Annotated in this window: 12 protein-coding genes; 3 read left to right on the forward strand and 9 right to left on the reverse strand. The window is 38.6% G+C overall.

The features are described from left to right. Positions 1-14: 14 nt before the first annotated feature. The 6 genes from MHH44_RS13555 to MHH44_RS13580 all read right to left on the reverse strand — a co-directional run bounded on the left by MHH44_RS13555 (position 15) and on the right by MHH44_RS13580 (position 7,218). On the reverse strand, positions 15-1,001 hold the full coding sequence (locus tag MHH44_RS13555) for an ABC transporter permease (protein ID WP_008407552.1): 987 nt from the start codon (positions 999-1,001) through the stop codon (positions 15-17). Continuing rightward, complete coding sequence (locus tag MHH44_RS13560; protein ID WP_340798847.1) at positions 1,001-1,945, reverse strand: ABC transporter permease; 945 nt, start codon at positions 1,943-1,945, stop codon at positions 1,001-1,003. Before MHH44_RS13560 ends, MHH44_RS13555 begins: the two co-directional genes overlap by 1 nt. 179 nt (positions 1,946-2,124) lie before the next feature. Next, positions 2,125-3,903: a peptide ABC transporter substrate-binding protein gene (locus MHH44_RS13565; RefSeq protein ID WP_445683055.1), complete on the reverse strand. Its 1,779-nt coding sequence runs from the start codon at positions 3,901-3,903 to the stop codon at positions 2,125-2,127. A gap of 53 nt (positions 3,904-3,956) precedes the next feature. Then, positions 3,957-5,042: a mandelate racemase/muconate lactonizing enzyme family protein gene (locus MHH44_RS13570; RefSeq protein ID WP_340798849.1), complete on the reverse strand. Its 1,086-nt coding sequence runs from the start codon at positions 5,040-5,042 to the stop codon at positions 3,957-3,959. A 13-nt stretch (positions 5,043-5,055) separates the two neighbouring features. After that, positions 5,056-5,850 (reverse strand): M55 family metallopeptidase, encoded by a 795-nt coding sequence (locus MHH44_RS13575; protein WP_340798850.1) that lies wholly within the window; start codon positions 5,848-5,850, stop codon positions 5,056-5,058. Between the two features lie 321 nt (positions 5,851-6,171). After that, positions 6,172-7,218, reverse strand: coding sequence for a DmpA family aminopeptidase (locus tag MHH44_RS13580; RefSeq protein WP_340798851.1), 1,047 nt, complete (start codon positions 7,216-7,218; stop codon positions 6,172-6,174). Positions 7,219-7,729: 511 nt separating this feature from the next. Here MHH44_RS13580 and MHH44_RS13585 point away from each other — a divergent pair. The 3 genes from MHH44_RS13585 to MHH44_RS13595 all read left to right on the forward strand — a co-directional run bounded on the left by MHH44_RS13585 (position 7,730) and on the right by MHH44_RS13595 (position 10,912). After that, entirely contained in the window at positions 7,730-8,221 is a 492-nt protein-coding gene (locus MHH44_RS13585; RefSeq protein WP_065215646.1) for a 23S rRNA methyltransferase, read from the forward strand. A 100-nt stretch (positions 8,222-8,321) separates the two neighbouring features. Next, positions 8,322-8,522: a CsbD family protein gene (locus MHH44_RS13590; RefSeq protein ID WP_340798852.1), complete on the forward strand. Its 201-nt coding sequence runs from the start codon at positions 8,322-8,324 to the stop codon at positions 8,520-8,522. A gap of 206 nt (positions 8,523-8,728) precedes the next feature. Continuing rightward, complete coding sequence (locus MHH44_RS13595; protein WP_340798853.1) at positions 8,729-10,912, forward strand: EAL domain-containing protein; 2,184 nt, start codon at positions 8,729-8,731, stop codon at positions 10,910-10,912. 23 nt (positions 10,913-10,935) lie between these two features. On the opposite strand, the gene MHH44_RS13600 is transcribed toward MHH44_RS13595, so the two are convergent. The 3 genes from MHH44_RS13600 to tkt form a co-directional block, all read right to left on the reverse strand. Continuing rightward, positions 10,936-11,583: an alpha/beta hydrolase gene (locus tag MHH44_RS13600; protein ID WP_339262444.1), complete on the reverse strand. Its 648-nt coding sequence runs from the start codon at positions 11,581-11,583 to the stop codon at positions 10,936-10,938. A 13-nt stretch (positions 11,584-11,596) separates the two neighbouring features. After that, the gene (locus MHH44_RS13605) at positions 11,597-12,163 is read right to left on the reverse strand and encodes a hypothetical protein (protein ID WP_008407572.1); all 567 of its coding nucleotides are present in this window, start codon (positions 12,161-12,163) and stop codon (positions 11,597-11,599) included. Between the two features lie 227 nt (positions 12,164-12,390). Beyond that, on the reverse strand, positions 12,391-14,385 hold the full coding sequence (gene tkt / locus MHH44_RS13610; RefSeq protein ID WP_008407574.1) for a transketolase: 1,995 nt from the start codon (positions 14,383-14,385) through the stop codon (positions 12,391-12,393). Positions 14,386-14,469 lie beyond the last annotated feature (84 nt).

Here is a 14,469-nt window from a genome sequence, read left to right on the forward strand (position 1 = left end):
TAACGCCCTCCTCTTTAAACGTGATTTTTCGGATCTGCCGCATCGGCAAAAGCATTCCCGATAATATAAAAGGCAATCGTAATGACACTCAGCACGATACTTGGGAAAATTAGCTGATAGCGTAAATCCGGTGACATCATCAATACTCTTCCTTCATTGATCAGATTTCCTAATGATGGCTCACTTACCGGCAATCCGAGGCCGATATAAGTTAAAAATACTTCCGCACCAATTGCTGCTGGCACTGCTAAACTCATTCGCAGCATAATGACCGAAATTAAATATGGGAGCAGATTTTTCAGTATAATTTTATAGCCGGGTGTTCCTAATGTTTTAGAAGCCAGATTGTACTCCCGGTCACGCAGTATGACAATCTGGTTTCGCAGGAAGCGAGCCATTTCAACCCAACCGGTTATACACATGGCAATAATAATCGTCGATACGCCAGGTCGCAAAATATACGCCATTAAGATCAGCACAATCGTTGTCGGAATATTATCCACGATATTGTAAAGCTGGGTGATCGGTGCCTCGAGTTTTCGAGAATAGCCCCATAACGCACCAACTGTAAAACCGATCAGCACTTCAATAATCGCTACAGCAAAACCGATAAATAAGGATGTCCTTGTCCCTTCCCAAATTCTGGACCATAAATCCTGACCGATGGAGTTTGTCCCAAAAATATATTCATCATTTGGAGCAACATTCCGGTCCTGCATTCCAGTGTCCGGATTCAAATAAATTTGAGTCGGTGATTTTTGATCTGGTAAATAAGGTTGGACGAATGTAAATGCGATCAATACGATGACAAATACAAGTAAAAAAACAGCAATTTTATTTTTACTAAAGGAGCGGAAGGTCGAACGCCAATAAGAATAATTGGAATAAGCTGTTTCTTCCGCTTTTGCATCATCGACAGCGGCAAAGTCAAACATCTGATCATGCAGCTGTTCTGTTGATTTTTCCGAAATATTCTGAATTTCTTTTGTGAAAATTCCCATTAGCGTACACTGTCCCCTTTCCCTAGTTTAATTCGAGGGTCAACAATTGCCATCAGTAAGTCCCCTAAAATTAATCCAATAATCCCTAGTGAAGAAAATACAAGCACTAAACCTTGTACGACATTGTTGTCCTGGCGCTGAATCGCATCTACAAGCAATCCACCCATACCTGGAATCGAAAATAATGATTCAATATAAATCGAACCGGTAATCGTAAATAAAATTGTTGCCGGTAAATATTGAGCCATTGGTATAAAGGCATTTCTCATCACATGGCGGAACATAATCGTACGCTCTGTCACACCTTTTGCCCGTGCCAGCTTAATATAATCCTTGTTCAGCTCATCCACCATATAACGTCGCATCCACATTCCATATGACGCAATCGGACCAAGCGCCAAACAGATTAACGGTAAAATAAAACTCCGTGGATTGTATTCATCAAACAGCATCGGCAAGTTGAACCATTCTGAAATATACATTTGAATCATGAGGAAATACACCATCGCCGGTACTGCTACAACAATAACAATATAGCCTGTGCCGAGCCGGTCGAGCCAGCGCCCTTTAAACTGGGCCATTAAAATGCCCAACGGTACCCCAACTAATAATGAGAGTGCTACAGCCCCTAATCCAAACAAAATGGAATACATCATTTTATCTTGAATAATGTCAAGTACTGGTACATCTGTACGGTATGTAATCGATTTCCCTAAGTCGCCTTGAATAAGGTCAACGTAGAAATTTTTTAATTGGACTAATAACGGATCCCGTAAGCCAAGATTTGTTAAATAGATTTCCTGTTGTTCAGGCGACATTTTTTCTGCTGCTGCGCCTAGATAGCCTTCGTCAGGCATTAATCGTAACAGGGAGAAAACTATTGTAATGATGATGAATAACGTCAATATGGATTGCGCGAATCGTTTCGCAATATACTTTACCAAACACGTTCCCTCCTCAGTAATCAATTCCTCGGCGTATTGACGTCCGGATCGGTTTGTCGCTAGCGCCCAATACTCCTTATTGAATCCGTGACACCTACAAAAATGAGGCATAAAAGCAGAAAGGAGATGCAGAAACATCCTGTCATCTCCTATCTAACTCCATTTAAAATGCCTACGTATTAATTAGAAGTGTTTGCTAAAGCTTCCGCACGCTCTTTTTCCCATGCCTCTTTAGCAGACTTAAATTCTTCATTACTCATTGGCTTTTCTAGGATAGACTGACCTTTAAACTTCTCGGATGTAACACCAAATGGCGAATATTGTGATTCAAATGGATTTAACTTTGAAGCAGTGTAACCGCCGCCGCCTACAGCGTACGGAATAACAAATGCTTCCTCAATTAAAAATGCCTCTGCCTTTGCAAATAGCTCATAACGAACTGCCGGATCTACTTCTGCTTTTGCAGCTTCGACCAGCTTGTTATATTCACTGTTATAACCTTCTGCCATTTCCGGCTTGTTATATGTTCCGCCTTCTGTAAATGGATCTGTATACGTTGACGGGTCAGCAAAGTCAGGACCCCAGTTTGCTTCGATCATTGAGAACTTACCAGGGCGACGTACTTCACCAAGGAATCCTGTCGCAGGACCTGCATATAGTTCCACATCGATGTAATCAGCACCTAAAAGGTTTTCAAGCTGCTGTTCCACTACTTGTGAGCGGTTTGCCCATTCTGGTGAACCAGAGTTGTAAGGTAATAATACCTTTACAGGGAATGTTGCTTTACCAGCCAATGCTGCCAATGCCGCCTCTTTATGCTCTAGAGCTAAATCTTTGTTGAATGAATCTGTTTCTGTAATTGCTTTTAGTGGTTCAAGCATTGTGTAATCTACACCTTCCACATCCACAAAGTTCTTCGGTGTAATTGTATTTGACAATAAGTCTTGTGGATTGTAAGGCTCGATCGTTAACATCGCTGATACACGGTCAAGTGCATGATAAAGCGATTTACGGAAATCTTTATTATTTACTGCTACTTTCCAGTTTTCAGGCTCATACTCTGCATCATATTGCGGATCAAAGTTTAATGCATAGAAGTATGTGTAGAAGTTATTAGTATTTTGGCGTACTAAATCTTTTTTGTCGTCACTGTTTAACCATTCATCCAAAATGGATGTCGGTATTAATGCCCCATCAATCTCATCGCGTAGGAACAGTTCAGGTGCAACAGTTGCCGCTTCCTTATTGTATTTATAGCGAATACGATCGATTTTCACTGTTTCTTTATCCCAGTATTCGTCGTTTTTCACAAGTACACGCTCATTCTGAGGTTCGAATTTATCTAAAATATATGCGCCATTATATAAAATATTCTCACGAGTCGTTCCGAAAGCATCACCTTTTTCAGCTAAGAACTCCCCATTAACAGGGAAGAAACATACATAGTTCAGCATCGATAAAAAGTATGGTGTCGGCGCTTCCAATGTGTATTCAAGTGTCGTTTCATCGATTGCTTTAATACCTACTTGTGAAAAATCCGTTACTTCGCCGTTGTAGAAGGCATCGCCGTTTTTCACGACTGTTGCAATCCACGCTGTCGAAGATTCGTTTTTCGCATCAAGCACATAATTCAAACCATCTACAAAGTCCTGTGCAACAACATTTTCTACATCTTTTCCTTCATGGTTTACCCACTTTACATCATCACGAAGTTTGAATGTCCATACAGTCGCGTCTTCATTGGATTCCCAGCTTTCGGCTAATCCAGGCTTAACTACTCCATATTGGTCATATTCTATTAGACCTTCTACTAAGTTTGCAGATAATGCAAATTCATTTGTTTCTGCTGTTTTTAAATAATTCAGTGTCTTAATTTCTCCGGAATACACTGTTCGATATTCTGATGTTTCACCAGAATCGGATGAATCCCCACAAGCTGCTAATACAAGCACAAACATACACAGTAACGCTAATAAAGATTTCTTCAACTCATTTCCCCCATTTCTCTTTTCTATCTGGCTAAGTAAGCCTCTACTAATAACCCGATACCGGGAGCATCGGTCATTTGAATATTCTCCCCTTCGAAAATCGGCCCCCCTTCAATTGGATCTTCACTGCACAAACTTGGTCCATCTAAATCGACCATTGTGACATTTTTGTTCGCTGCTGCAAAATGCGCAGCTGCACTGACACTAATTTTTGTTTCAAGCATACAGCCAATCATACAAGCGACACCATTTGCCTCTGCAATCTGGTTAATTTGTTGTGCTTTTGAAATACCCCCCGTTTTCATCAGCTTAATATTTATTAAATCCGCGGCCCGCTTTTCAATGACCTCGATCGCTTGCTTTGGAGAGAATACACTTTCGTCTGCCAGAATATTTGTATACGTATTGCTCGTAACATACTGCATGCCCTTCACATCGCTGTAATGTACAGGTTGTTCAACGAGCTCAATATCTGCCCCTTTATCTTCAAGCTGACTAATGATTTTTACAGCTTCTTTTGCTGTCCACCCTTGGTTGGCATCAACTCTTAACGTAATTTCTGGACCAACTGCTTTTCTAATTGCCAGAACACGTTCCACATCTTCAGCCGGGGTTTTGCCGACTTTAACTTTTAAAATGGAAAATCCGCGTTTAACAGCTGCTATACTGTCCTTCACCATTTCATCCGTGTCATTCACACTAATGGTGATATCCGTAGTAATATTTTTTCGGTAGCCTCCAAGCAATTTATAAAGCGGGGCATTGTACTGTTTTGCCCAGAGATCATAAAGTGCAATTTCCACCGCCGCTTTAGCGCTCGTATTGTGATAGAGACATGCATCGACTCGTTGGGATAGCAGCGCAATTTCATCAATTTCAATTCCAATAATAGCTGGCGCAATGACTTCTTCTATTGCATAGCGGATCGATGAAATAGTCTCTCCGGTAATGACATGTGTCGGCGCTGCTTCCCCGATACCGATTAGACCATTCTCGGTATAAATAAAGACGACGATATTTCGAATACTATGTACTGTGCGAAGTGCTGTTTTAAACGGGGTAATAAGTGGTGCCTCGACCAGCCCCACCTCAACCTTCGATATTTTCATAAATTCACCTGCTTTATGTTAAAAATTGTAACAGTCTCAACACCTCGAAATAATCGGTTGTTTTGAACTGGACTGTATTATGTGGCTTAAATGTCGCGCCCGGATAAAACGAATTCCGGTATGCTTTAATATGATCCTTATAAATAATTTCTACGGTAAAATGCTTCGGCAATTCAATTTGAAGCTTTGTTCGGTCAATCTTCATTGATTGTTCTACAAGATATTTCGTCTGTTTCAATGTCGTTTGCGGACTTACATTAATTGTTGCATGACCGACTCCTTCTTTTGTCGCGAATGTGACAATTTGGTCATTGTAACGGGCGATATGCTCCGTTAATGCCTGATCCCCGCTAACAAAAGCAATCGGCACATCATGCAGTGCAGCTGCATATGTATTGATTAAGAATTCACTTGCATATTCCCCGTTTATTTTGACATCTGCCAATAAGCTCAGTGTATGTGCAAGCGGGTTCTTCTCACTGCCGCCTTCACTGTGATAACCAATAAAAATCGCACGGTCAAAACTGCTGTCCAGTCCCGCTACCATGCACATCGGCTCTTGCGTCCAACCGCGAATGATTTTTACGTTTTCTGGCAAGTTTTCAATAAGAATATTTCGGCCGGAGTCATGTGCATCTTTCAGTAAAATTTCTGTGGCACCGCCTGCAAATGCACCTTCGATTGCCGCCAGCACTTCTTTTGTCATCTGTTTTTGAAACTGTGCATAATCTGGAGCGTTAAGTTCGGTTTCACTCCAAACTGTTGTGCCCGTAATCCCCTCGATATCCGCACTTATATATACTTTCATTTATTTAGATACCCCTTCCATTTATCATTAAATTCATCAGTGTAGAATAATATTTTTAAAGATTTAGATTTTTCTGTCTTTTATTTATAATCTATAAAATACCATACTTATTTCGATTGTGGAAGTTTTTTCTAATAGTTTTCAAAATAAAAAAATAAATATTCTAAACGCGAAAGCCTTTGATAAATCACACTATTTGTTAATTATTTAAATCATATTATCCCAATAGATATTATATTTTCATAAGAAAAAAAGCCTTCTACATAGGAGCTATATAAAAGACTAAATAGAGCTATTAAGTTTACCTAACGAAAAAAGACATTATTCGACAAAATTATAGCTTTGGACTGTATGATTATTTCGCCCAGTTGTAGTTGTAGCTTGTGACAAAGAATTGAGAATCGCTTCTTCTGTCGCTTCGGCAGCTGCCATAAATAATGTGTTCATGACGTCATGATCTTCTCTTAACTGGCGGCGACTTTCCTGTTCTCCATCAAATTGATGCTGCACTGTGCGGGCTGTTGTAAAGCCAATGACAATATCTCCGCTTCCATGGGAAAAGTGGCTGCCGGTTCTCCCTAACCCTATCCCGCATCGCTTTATAACTCGTTTCAATTGGCGGCTACTTAATGGGGCATCTGTCGCCATTACAATCATAATAGAGCCGTCTGTCGGACTAATTGTCGATTCCCTATTTTCAGCAGTAACCTTATATCGGTCTGTTAAAAATTCACTCGCCTTCCCAAAGTTACTCAATACAAGGCACCCGACCGTATATTTTTGACCTGCCTGATCTTCAACAATGCGGGAGGAGCTACCAATCCCGCCTTTATAGCCAAAGCAAACCATACCTCTTCCTGCTCCGACAGCGCCCTCTTCTATTTCATCTGTTTTAGCTTGCTGTATTGCTTCAATTGCATGCTCAGCTTTAACAGGAAAATGGCGAATGGAATTTAAATGACTATCATTACATTCCCCGACAATTATATTGACTGTCCCCGTCGAAATTCCTATCTCTTCGTTTTGTTCAAGTAAATATTGAAGTGTCCCCTGTGCTACATTCGGCACACCGAATGTATTGGTGAGCATGATTGGCGACTCAATTACACCAAGTTCATCTACTTGAACGAGACCAGTTGTTTTCCCGAAACCATTTAGTATATAGCTGGCAGCTGTCACCTTTTCACGGAAAAGATTGCCGCGATGCGGTAAAATAGCTGTTACACCAGTACAAGCCACATCACCTGAATCATTTAACGGATAATTCAAAGTTACATGCCCCACACTTACACCTTCAATATCTGTAATGCAGTTTTTATCCCCTGGAGGCAATTGCCCAATTGTTATCCCCATTTCACGTACTTTCATTGTTTGTTCTCCTTTAGTAACTATTGTAGATAGATTTATCGTAAACAACTTTTTCCAAAAAGAAAACAGAAAAAAGACACGCTCCCGATTAGGTCGTATCTTTCCGTCGTGTGAAAGGGTTTGAGTTGCTTTATTTCACAAAATTAAATTTCCAAAATTCCTCTTGTCCAACGATCCACAAAGCTTTCAAAAGTAATGCCATATTTGTTATACACTTCATGATAAACAAAGTAAATTCCCAGTTTGTCTAGCAATTCATCATTAATCCGCATTAAGATCACTCACTTTCGATTATTTAGATGATGGACTATTCAGCGCCATGCAATTCATATCTTTTCTAATCATGCCCAGAGTGGCGAACGTTATTCATGACGAATCAATGCAAACCATCTCGGAATATTCGACTGATTATAATCTGTTACATTTTTTTCACAATCTGTTTAAAAATCCGGGCGAATCTTTCATCACAATTTAGTAAGATGAATGAAATGACAGCATTGGAGGGAATCTAATGAGAAGATTTAGTTTAGTACTATTAACTACAATTTTAATGGCTGGATGTGGTGATACGGTAGCGGACATGAAAGAGGCGGCGGCAGGTATTAATACAAAAGCAAATGAAGCAGCTTCAGCGATTTCAATCGATGTCCATTCCATTCGAGCAACTGAAATTGAATTCGACAATCAAACTTTTACTATTAACGATTTATTTAAGACTATATTACGCGATGTGCAATGGGATTATGACGATAACAGAGAAACACCGCAGTTAAAAATTACAGGTACTTGGCAAGATAACGGCTTATTTGCCACACATTCATTTACTGCTAGCCAAAAAGAACTCTTAAAAGAAAATGGCCAAGTAGAAGTCATTCTTTCATTTAAAAATGACAAAATGGATGAATCCAAAACAAAAGTATCCATGCATATGAATGGACAGACACTTGTAAACGAAGACGGTCAGGAAATTCTTCATCACTTTTATAAAACCTACATACATTAAATGCCTTTAGTTTGTTTTCATTCAAACTTTCTATCCACTTTGTTTAGTAATAATACATGAGGGAATATAAATAATATCTAAACTTTGAGGAGGTCATAGTATGTCAAACGGATTTACAGATAAACTAAAAGGTGCAGGAAATAAGATTAAAGGTGAAGTAAAAGAAGAAATCGGTAAAAATACAAATGATCCATCTTTACAAGTAGAAGGTCAGCGCGATCAGCTAAAAGGCGAAACTCAGGAAAGAGTTGCTGATGTCAAAGATAAAATTACATCAAAAATCGATGAATACCGAAAATAATGTTTAACGACCGAAACTAGTAAATTTCATATTTACTAGTTTCTTTTTTTTGCGTTAAAATAGTTAATAAACTCTATTTTCCCGCCAAGTACTTTAGAATCAATTAAAAGGAATATTTTTATATTAATATAATCTTACTTTAAATTTATAGGAATTTTGGTATACTTTAGTTAAAATACACATTACTTTTTAAAGGGGAAGTTAGAATGACCATAGATCAATTTATACCCCTATCAAAAGACCGCTTATTTAATTGGCTAAAAACCTTAAGTAACCAGCTTTCGAAAGGATCGCTCATCATTGATGTAAATGATGAAAATTTACCTATTTTACATGCTAATTCACATTTTTTAAAACTGACCTCATTTAAAATGAATGAATTGCTCCATCAAAATATCAACATTTTCAATGGTCACAGAACGAATCAAACATCAATCGAAGAATTAAATTTACATTTAAAATCAGGCGTAGCAAAAAAATTTACGATTTTGCATTATATGAAAGAAGGTTCCGCTTTTTGGAATTCGATTACCCTTCATCCGATTCGAAATGAAGACAATGTCATTCAATATATTTTAATAACATGTGAAGATACAACAGAGGCAGAGTTAAATAAAATGGTTTATAAATTGGAGCATGAAGTGTATGAAGCAATCGATCATGAAGACAATCTGCAATCGATTTTAAATTTAATTACGGAGAAAATTGAACTTTTCTATATTCGCGATGTATATTGTGCCATTCATATTTTCAATGAAAATTGTGAAGTCAAATCGTTAGGCACACATTCATTGCCATTGCCGATTATTAATGAACTCGATATATTGGAAATTTCGCCTAATACCGGTCTGAATTCGAATGCCGTTTATTTAAAGGACTTTGCAGACAAAGACCAGCATAAAGCACTTTTTAACTATTGGAATCTTAACCATGTTCAAGGCTCATGGACAAAGCCTATATTAACACCTCAAAATGAAGTAAGCGGCATTTTGACCCTGTTCAATCAAGATGCAACGGAGTTAAAGCAAATCGATATCAATTATTTAAACCGATTGGCTCTGCTGATTCAATTAGCCATTAAATATGCTGAACAAAAAATCGAGCTTAGCAGACTTGCCTTTTTTGATGTTGAAACAAATTTACCAAACCTCCATTATTTTAAGTCTGAATTATCAGAATTAATTAATGCCGGTCGCTCAGGAATGGTCGCCATCCTCCATCCTACTGAGTTTAATAAGGTCGTTGATTTATACGGAAGGAATGCTGGAGCGGATATACTGCGTCAAGTGGCAGATCGTATGCAAGTTTACTTTCCAAATGGTGATGCACTCATTTCACGTTTTTCAAATTCGCTCATTTTAGGAAAAGTAAACGAAAGTGATTGTTTCCTTGCCTATAATCAGCATCTCGAGTCTTTGACACAAATGCCTTATAAAATCGACGGAAAAGAAATCTATATAACATTAAAAATCGGTTATACAATCTTTAATCAGTCAATGACAGTCGAACAGAGCATACATCAGGCGGATATTGCCTTATCCAATGCACAGAAGCGTACTGGGACGAGCTATTCTATATATGAAGATAATAGTACTAAACAACTGACTGAAGAAATGGATATCCTCAATCAATTGGCTTATGGGCTTCAACATGAAGAGTTCGAAGTTTATTTGCAGCCTAAAATTAACTTCCAAACAATCGAAGTGGAAGGTTTTGAAGCACTATCTCGCTGGAATTCAAGCAAACTCGGGTTTATTTCGCCGGTAAAATACATCCCGATCGCAGAACAAACCGGAAAAATTAAAGCGATTGATTTACTGAATTTCAAACAGATCCTTATCTGGCTTGAAAATCGTATGAATGAAAATAAAAAGATTTTACCGATTGCGCTCAATATTTCGCCGGACCATTTTTACGACCCGGATTTCCTGGAGAATATAAGAAATATATTCTATCAATATAATGTGCCTCCACATTATATTAAACTGGAAGTAACCGAAAGCATTGAATTGGTAGATTTTAAAAAAGCAAAAGAGATTTTGAATCAACTAAGACTAATGGGCATCGAATGTTCGATTGATGACTTTGGAATTGGCTTTTCATCATTAAGCTATTTACCACAATTGCCCTTTTCAGAAATTAAAATTGACCGCAGCTTCGTCAGTTCAATGAATGAACCTGGAATGTATGCAATCGTACAAACAATCATCCAATTGGCTAAAAATATTGAAATGCGTCCCATTGCTGAAGGTATTGAAACAGAAGAACAGCTGGCAATGCTTCAACAACTCGGCTGCCCTGCTGGTCAAGGCTATTATTTTTATAAACCGATGTCCATTTCCGAAGCAGAACAATTACTGGACACACAAAAAACAGCTGACGAGAAGTAATTCACCTTCCGTCAGCTGTTTCTTTAGTTTAAATTGTTCGGTAAATCTTTCGATAAGAATGCGATTAAATCATGTAGATTTTGTTCGCTCACCCCATGGCCTACCGGATATGTTCGAAATGTAACGTCTGTATCATAGTCGTTGAAAAAACGAACGGCATGCTCTGCCCATTCAATCGGATAATCATAATCATATTCTCCGTGAGATATAAAGATTTTTGATTTATCCATCGTTTTTTTACTATATTCAAGTGCAGCGAATTCCGGTAAATATCCGCTCAATGCTGCTGTTCCACGAATGGCATTGCCCATCACCATTGCAAGTGACTGTGCCATCGCTGCCCCCTGGTTAAAGCCGACAACATAAATTTGCTGTTCATCTAAATTGAATTCCCAAATTGCTTCCTTAATAAAGGATTCAATTCCTTTCAGCACTTTATCAAAAATTGCACGATTTGGCTTACCTTCTTCTTCAAATGTATAAAAAGCATAGCCAGGGCGATGTTTTATCGGCCCTTGCAAGCTAAAAATATGACAATGTGTTGAAAACGAATCAACAAGTTGGAGTAAATCGTTTTCATCGCTCCCTAATCCATGCAGCAAGAAAATCGCAGGTTGCTTATCTGCCTCAACTTTAGGTGCTTTGTGTAAATAAATAAATGGTGTATTCATTTTATATCTCCTTTTAAGAAAGCGTCATTTTATTGACAAGCTGGTCCGTGTAATAAGCCATATAGCCATCCAGCAATTTGATTGTTTCCTCAATATCGCCTTCTGTTAAAATTGTTGCATTTTTGGCACAGGCAACCGTTAAAAAATCAATCCGGTACGCATGTTCCACAGATGCATACGCATAATCGTAAATCACATCTTCATCTTCTACCTTTAATGCTTCATATTGCTGATGGAATGCTTTTTTGTAATCATCCATTTTCTCTCCGACACTGTTACGGATTTGCATTTGCTGCGCCATTAGTTCGTTTTCAATATAAGAAACGGTCGGCACTTTTCCTGTACTTAATGTTTCCCGGACAAGATCAGTCCATGCCATTTTATTTTCCACGTAATACGCGATATTTAACATTAAGCGATCATAAAAATCAGTCGTTGAAGTGGAAGAAGCTCGTTTTTCATCGATATTTTTTTGAAGCATCGTTTCGAATTTTTCTAGGTCCGCTTTATTCGATAGAAAATAAAGTGTCTGCTCGATATATGTAGTAATTTCCTTTTGCTTGTTTTCTGCTGTCATCATTCATCCACATCCTTCATCTGATTCTTCCGTAATTCTTTATTATCGTACCATTCCTTCAGTAAAATCGCACGCCTTCCAACTATATGTATGGCATATTGTATATGAATCTGGTCTTTTTGCCAAAGCTTTTTTCTTGTTACTTTAATCATTATATTGGATTTCAGATTGATAGTGAAAAGAAAAAACGCCACTTGCCATAGTAGACAAGTGACATTTTGAGCTTCGAATTAAAGTGCTTTTACTTTCGCAACTACATTTTCTACTGTGAAGCCGTATTCTTTTAACACAATTTTCTCTGGAGCCGATGCACCAAATTTATCAATTGCCAATACATCTCCTTCAAAGCCAACATATTTATGCCAGCCAAGTGATGCACCCATTTCAATTGCTAAACGTTTCGTTACAGCTTTTGGTAATACAGATTCTTTGTATTCCTTCGACTGCTTTTCAAAGCGGTCCATTGATGGCATTGACACAACAGATGCGTCAATCCCTTCTGCCAGTAATGCTTTTTTCGCTTCCACTGCCAAGCCTACTTCAGAACCCGTTGCAATTAACAAAGCATCCGGAGTTTCTTTAGATGAAGCTGAAACAACATAGGCACCTTTTTCAACACCCTCGTATACTGTTTCTTTTGCAACATCCAACACCGGCAAGTTTTGACGGGATAATACTAATACAGTTGGGTTTGATTTGCTTTCTACAGCTAATTTCCATGCTGCTACAGATTCATTTGCATCTGCAGGACGGATAACCGAAAGATTCGGCATCGCTCTTAATGATGCTAAATGCTCGATTGGCTCATGTGTCGGACCGTCTTCACCTACTGCAATTGAGTCATGTGTAAATACATATGTTACAGGTAATCCCATTAATGCAGATAATCGAATTGCTGGTCGTACATAGTCAGAGAATACGAAGAAAGTACCGCCAAATACATTTAAACCGCCATGTAATGCCATACCGTTCAGCGCAGCACCCATTGCAAATTCACGAACACCAAACCAGATGTTACGGCCTTCCGGAGTTTCAGCAAAGAAATCGCCAGCGCCTTTAATTGTTGTTTTGTTTGAGCCTGCCAAGTCAGCAGAACCGCCGAAGAATGATGGCGTAGTTTTTGCAATGGCATTGATTGCATCACCAGATGATGAACGTGTAGCTACTGCAGTTCCTGCTTCATAGACAGGTAATTCAGAAGCAAAGTTCTCCGGTAATTTGTTTTCCATTGCATTTACAAATTGGGCAGCCAGTTCCGGGTATTCAGTTTTATAGCTTTCGAATAGTTCATTCCATGCTGCTTCTGCTTGTACACCTTGTACTTCGCTTGCTGCTTTAAATGTATCATACACTTCCGAAGGGACAGCGAATGGCTCATGTTCCCATGCATATGCAGCTTTTGTTAAAGCAACTTCATCAAATCCTAGTGGTGCACCGTGTGAATCTGCTTTACCAGATTTGTTAGGAGAACCAAAACCGATGACAGTTTTCACTTCGATTACAGTTGGGCCGCCAGTGTTTTGTTTCGCTTTTTCGATTGCTGAATTAATTTCCACGATATCTGTACCGTCTGTAACTTTTAAATAGTTCCAGCCGTAAGATTCGAAACGTTTTTGGATGTTTTCCGAGAATGACTTTTCTAAATCACCATCAAGTGAAATGTCATTTGAATCATAAAGTACAATTAATTTATCCAATTTTAAGTGACCTGCAAGAGAAATTGCTTCTGCAGCAACACCTTCCATTAAATCTCCGTCACCGCATAGTGCAAACGTATAGTGGTCAACAATCTCTTTGCCTGGCTTGTTGTATGTTGCTGCCAAGTGACGTTCAGCCATAGCCATACCTACTGACATGGCAATACCTTGTCCTAATGGACCAGTTGTCGCTTCTACACCAACTGTATGACCATATTCAGGATGTCCCGGTGTTTTTGAATTCCACTGACGGAAGTTTTTGATTTCTTCCATCTCTAAACCATAGCCACCCAAATGTAATAAACTATATAAAAGCATGGAACCATGTCCAGCTGATAATACAAAACGGTCGCGATTATACCAATTAGGATTTTGTGGGTTATGGCGTAATTGCTTCGTCCACAAAGTATAGGCCATAGGTGCAGCACCCATTGGTAAACCTGGGTGACCAGAATTTGCTTTTTCAATTGCGTCGATTGATAATGTACGGATTGCGTTAATTGCTAACTGATCCATCTGTTGTGTCATTATGTGACATCCTTTCCTCGTACGATATTTATACCTTTTATAGTGTAGACAAATTTTCACAAGAAAACAATAATTTCTAAAAAC

Source organism: Solibacillus sp. FSL K6-1126 (assembly GCF_038003445.1).
Lineage (GTDB): Bacteria > Bacillota > Bacilli > Bacillales_A > Planococcaceae > Solibacillus > Solibacillus silvestris.

Excerpts from the sequence above, each read along its gene's own strand:
- MHH44_RS13555 (WP_008407552.1), bottom strand. The coding sequence starts at position 1,001 with ATGGGAATTTTCACAAAAGAAATTCAGAATATTTCGGAAAAATCAACA.
- MHH44_RS13565 (WP_445683055.1), bottom strand. The coding sequence starts at position 3,903 with ATGTTTGTGCTTGTATTAGCAGCTTGTGGGGATTCATCCGATTCTGGT.
- MHH44_RS13570 (WP_340798849.1), bottom strand. The coding sequence starts at position 5,042 with ATGAAAATATCGAAGGTTGAGGTGGGGCTGGTCGAGGCACCACTTATT.
- MHH44_RS13575 (WP_340798850.1), bottom strand. The coding sequence starts at position 5,850 with ATGAAAGTATATATAAGTGCGGATATCGAGGGGATTACGGGCACAACA.
- MHH44_RS13580 (WP_340798851.1), bottom strand. The coding sequence starts at position 7,218 with ATGAAAGTACGTGAAATGGGGATAACAATTGGGCAATTGCCTCCAGGG.
- MHH44_RS13585 (WP_065215646.1), top strand. The coding sequence starts at position 7,730 with ATGAGAAGATTTAGTTTAGTACTATTAACTACAATTTTAATGGCTGGA.
- MHH44_RS13590 (WP_340798852.1), top strand. The coding sequence starts at position 8,322 with ATGTCAAACGGATTTACAGATAAACTAAAAGGTGCAGGAAATAAGATT.
- MHH44_RS13595 (WP_340798853.1), top strand. The coding sequence starts at position 8,729 with ATGACCATAGATCAATTTATACCCCTATCAAAAGACCGCTTATTTAAT.
- MHH44_RS13600 (WP_339262444.1), bottom strand. The coding sequence starts at position 11,583 with ATGAATACACCATTTATTTATTTACACAAAGCACCTAAAGTTGAGGCA.
- MHH44_RS13605 (WP_008407572.1), bottom strand. The coding sequence starts at position 12,163 with ATGATGACAGCAGAAAACAAGCAAAAGGAAATTACTACATATATCGAG.
- tkt (WP_008407574.1), bottom strand. The coding sequence starts at position 14,385 with ATGACACAACAGATGGATCAGTTAGCAATTAACGCAATCCGTACATTA.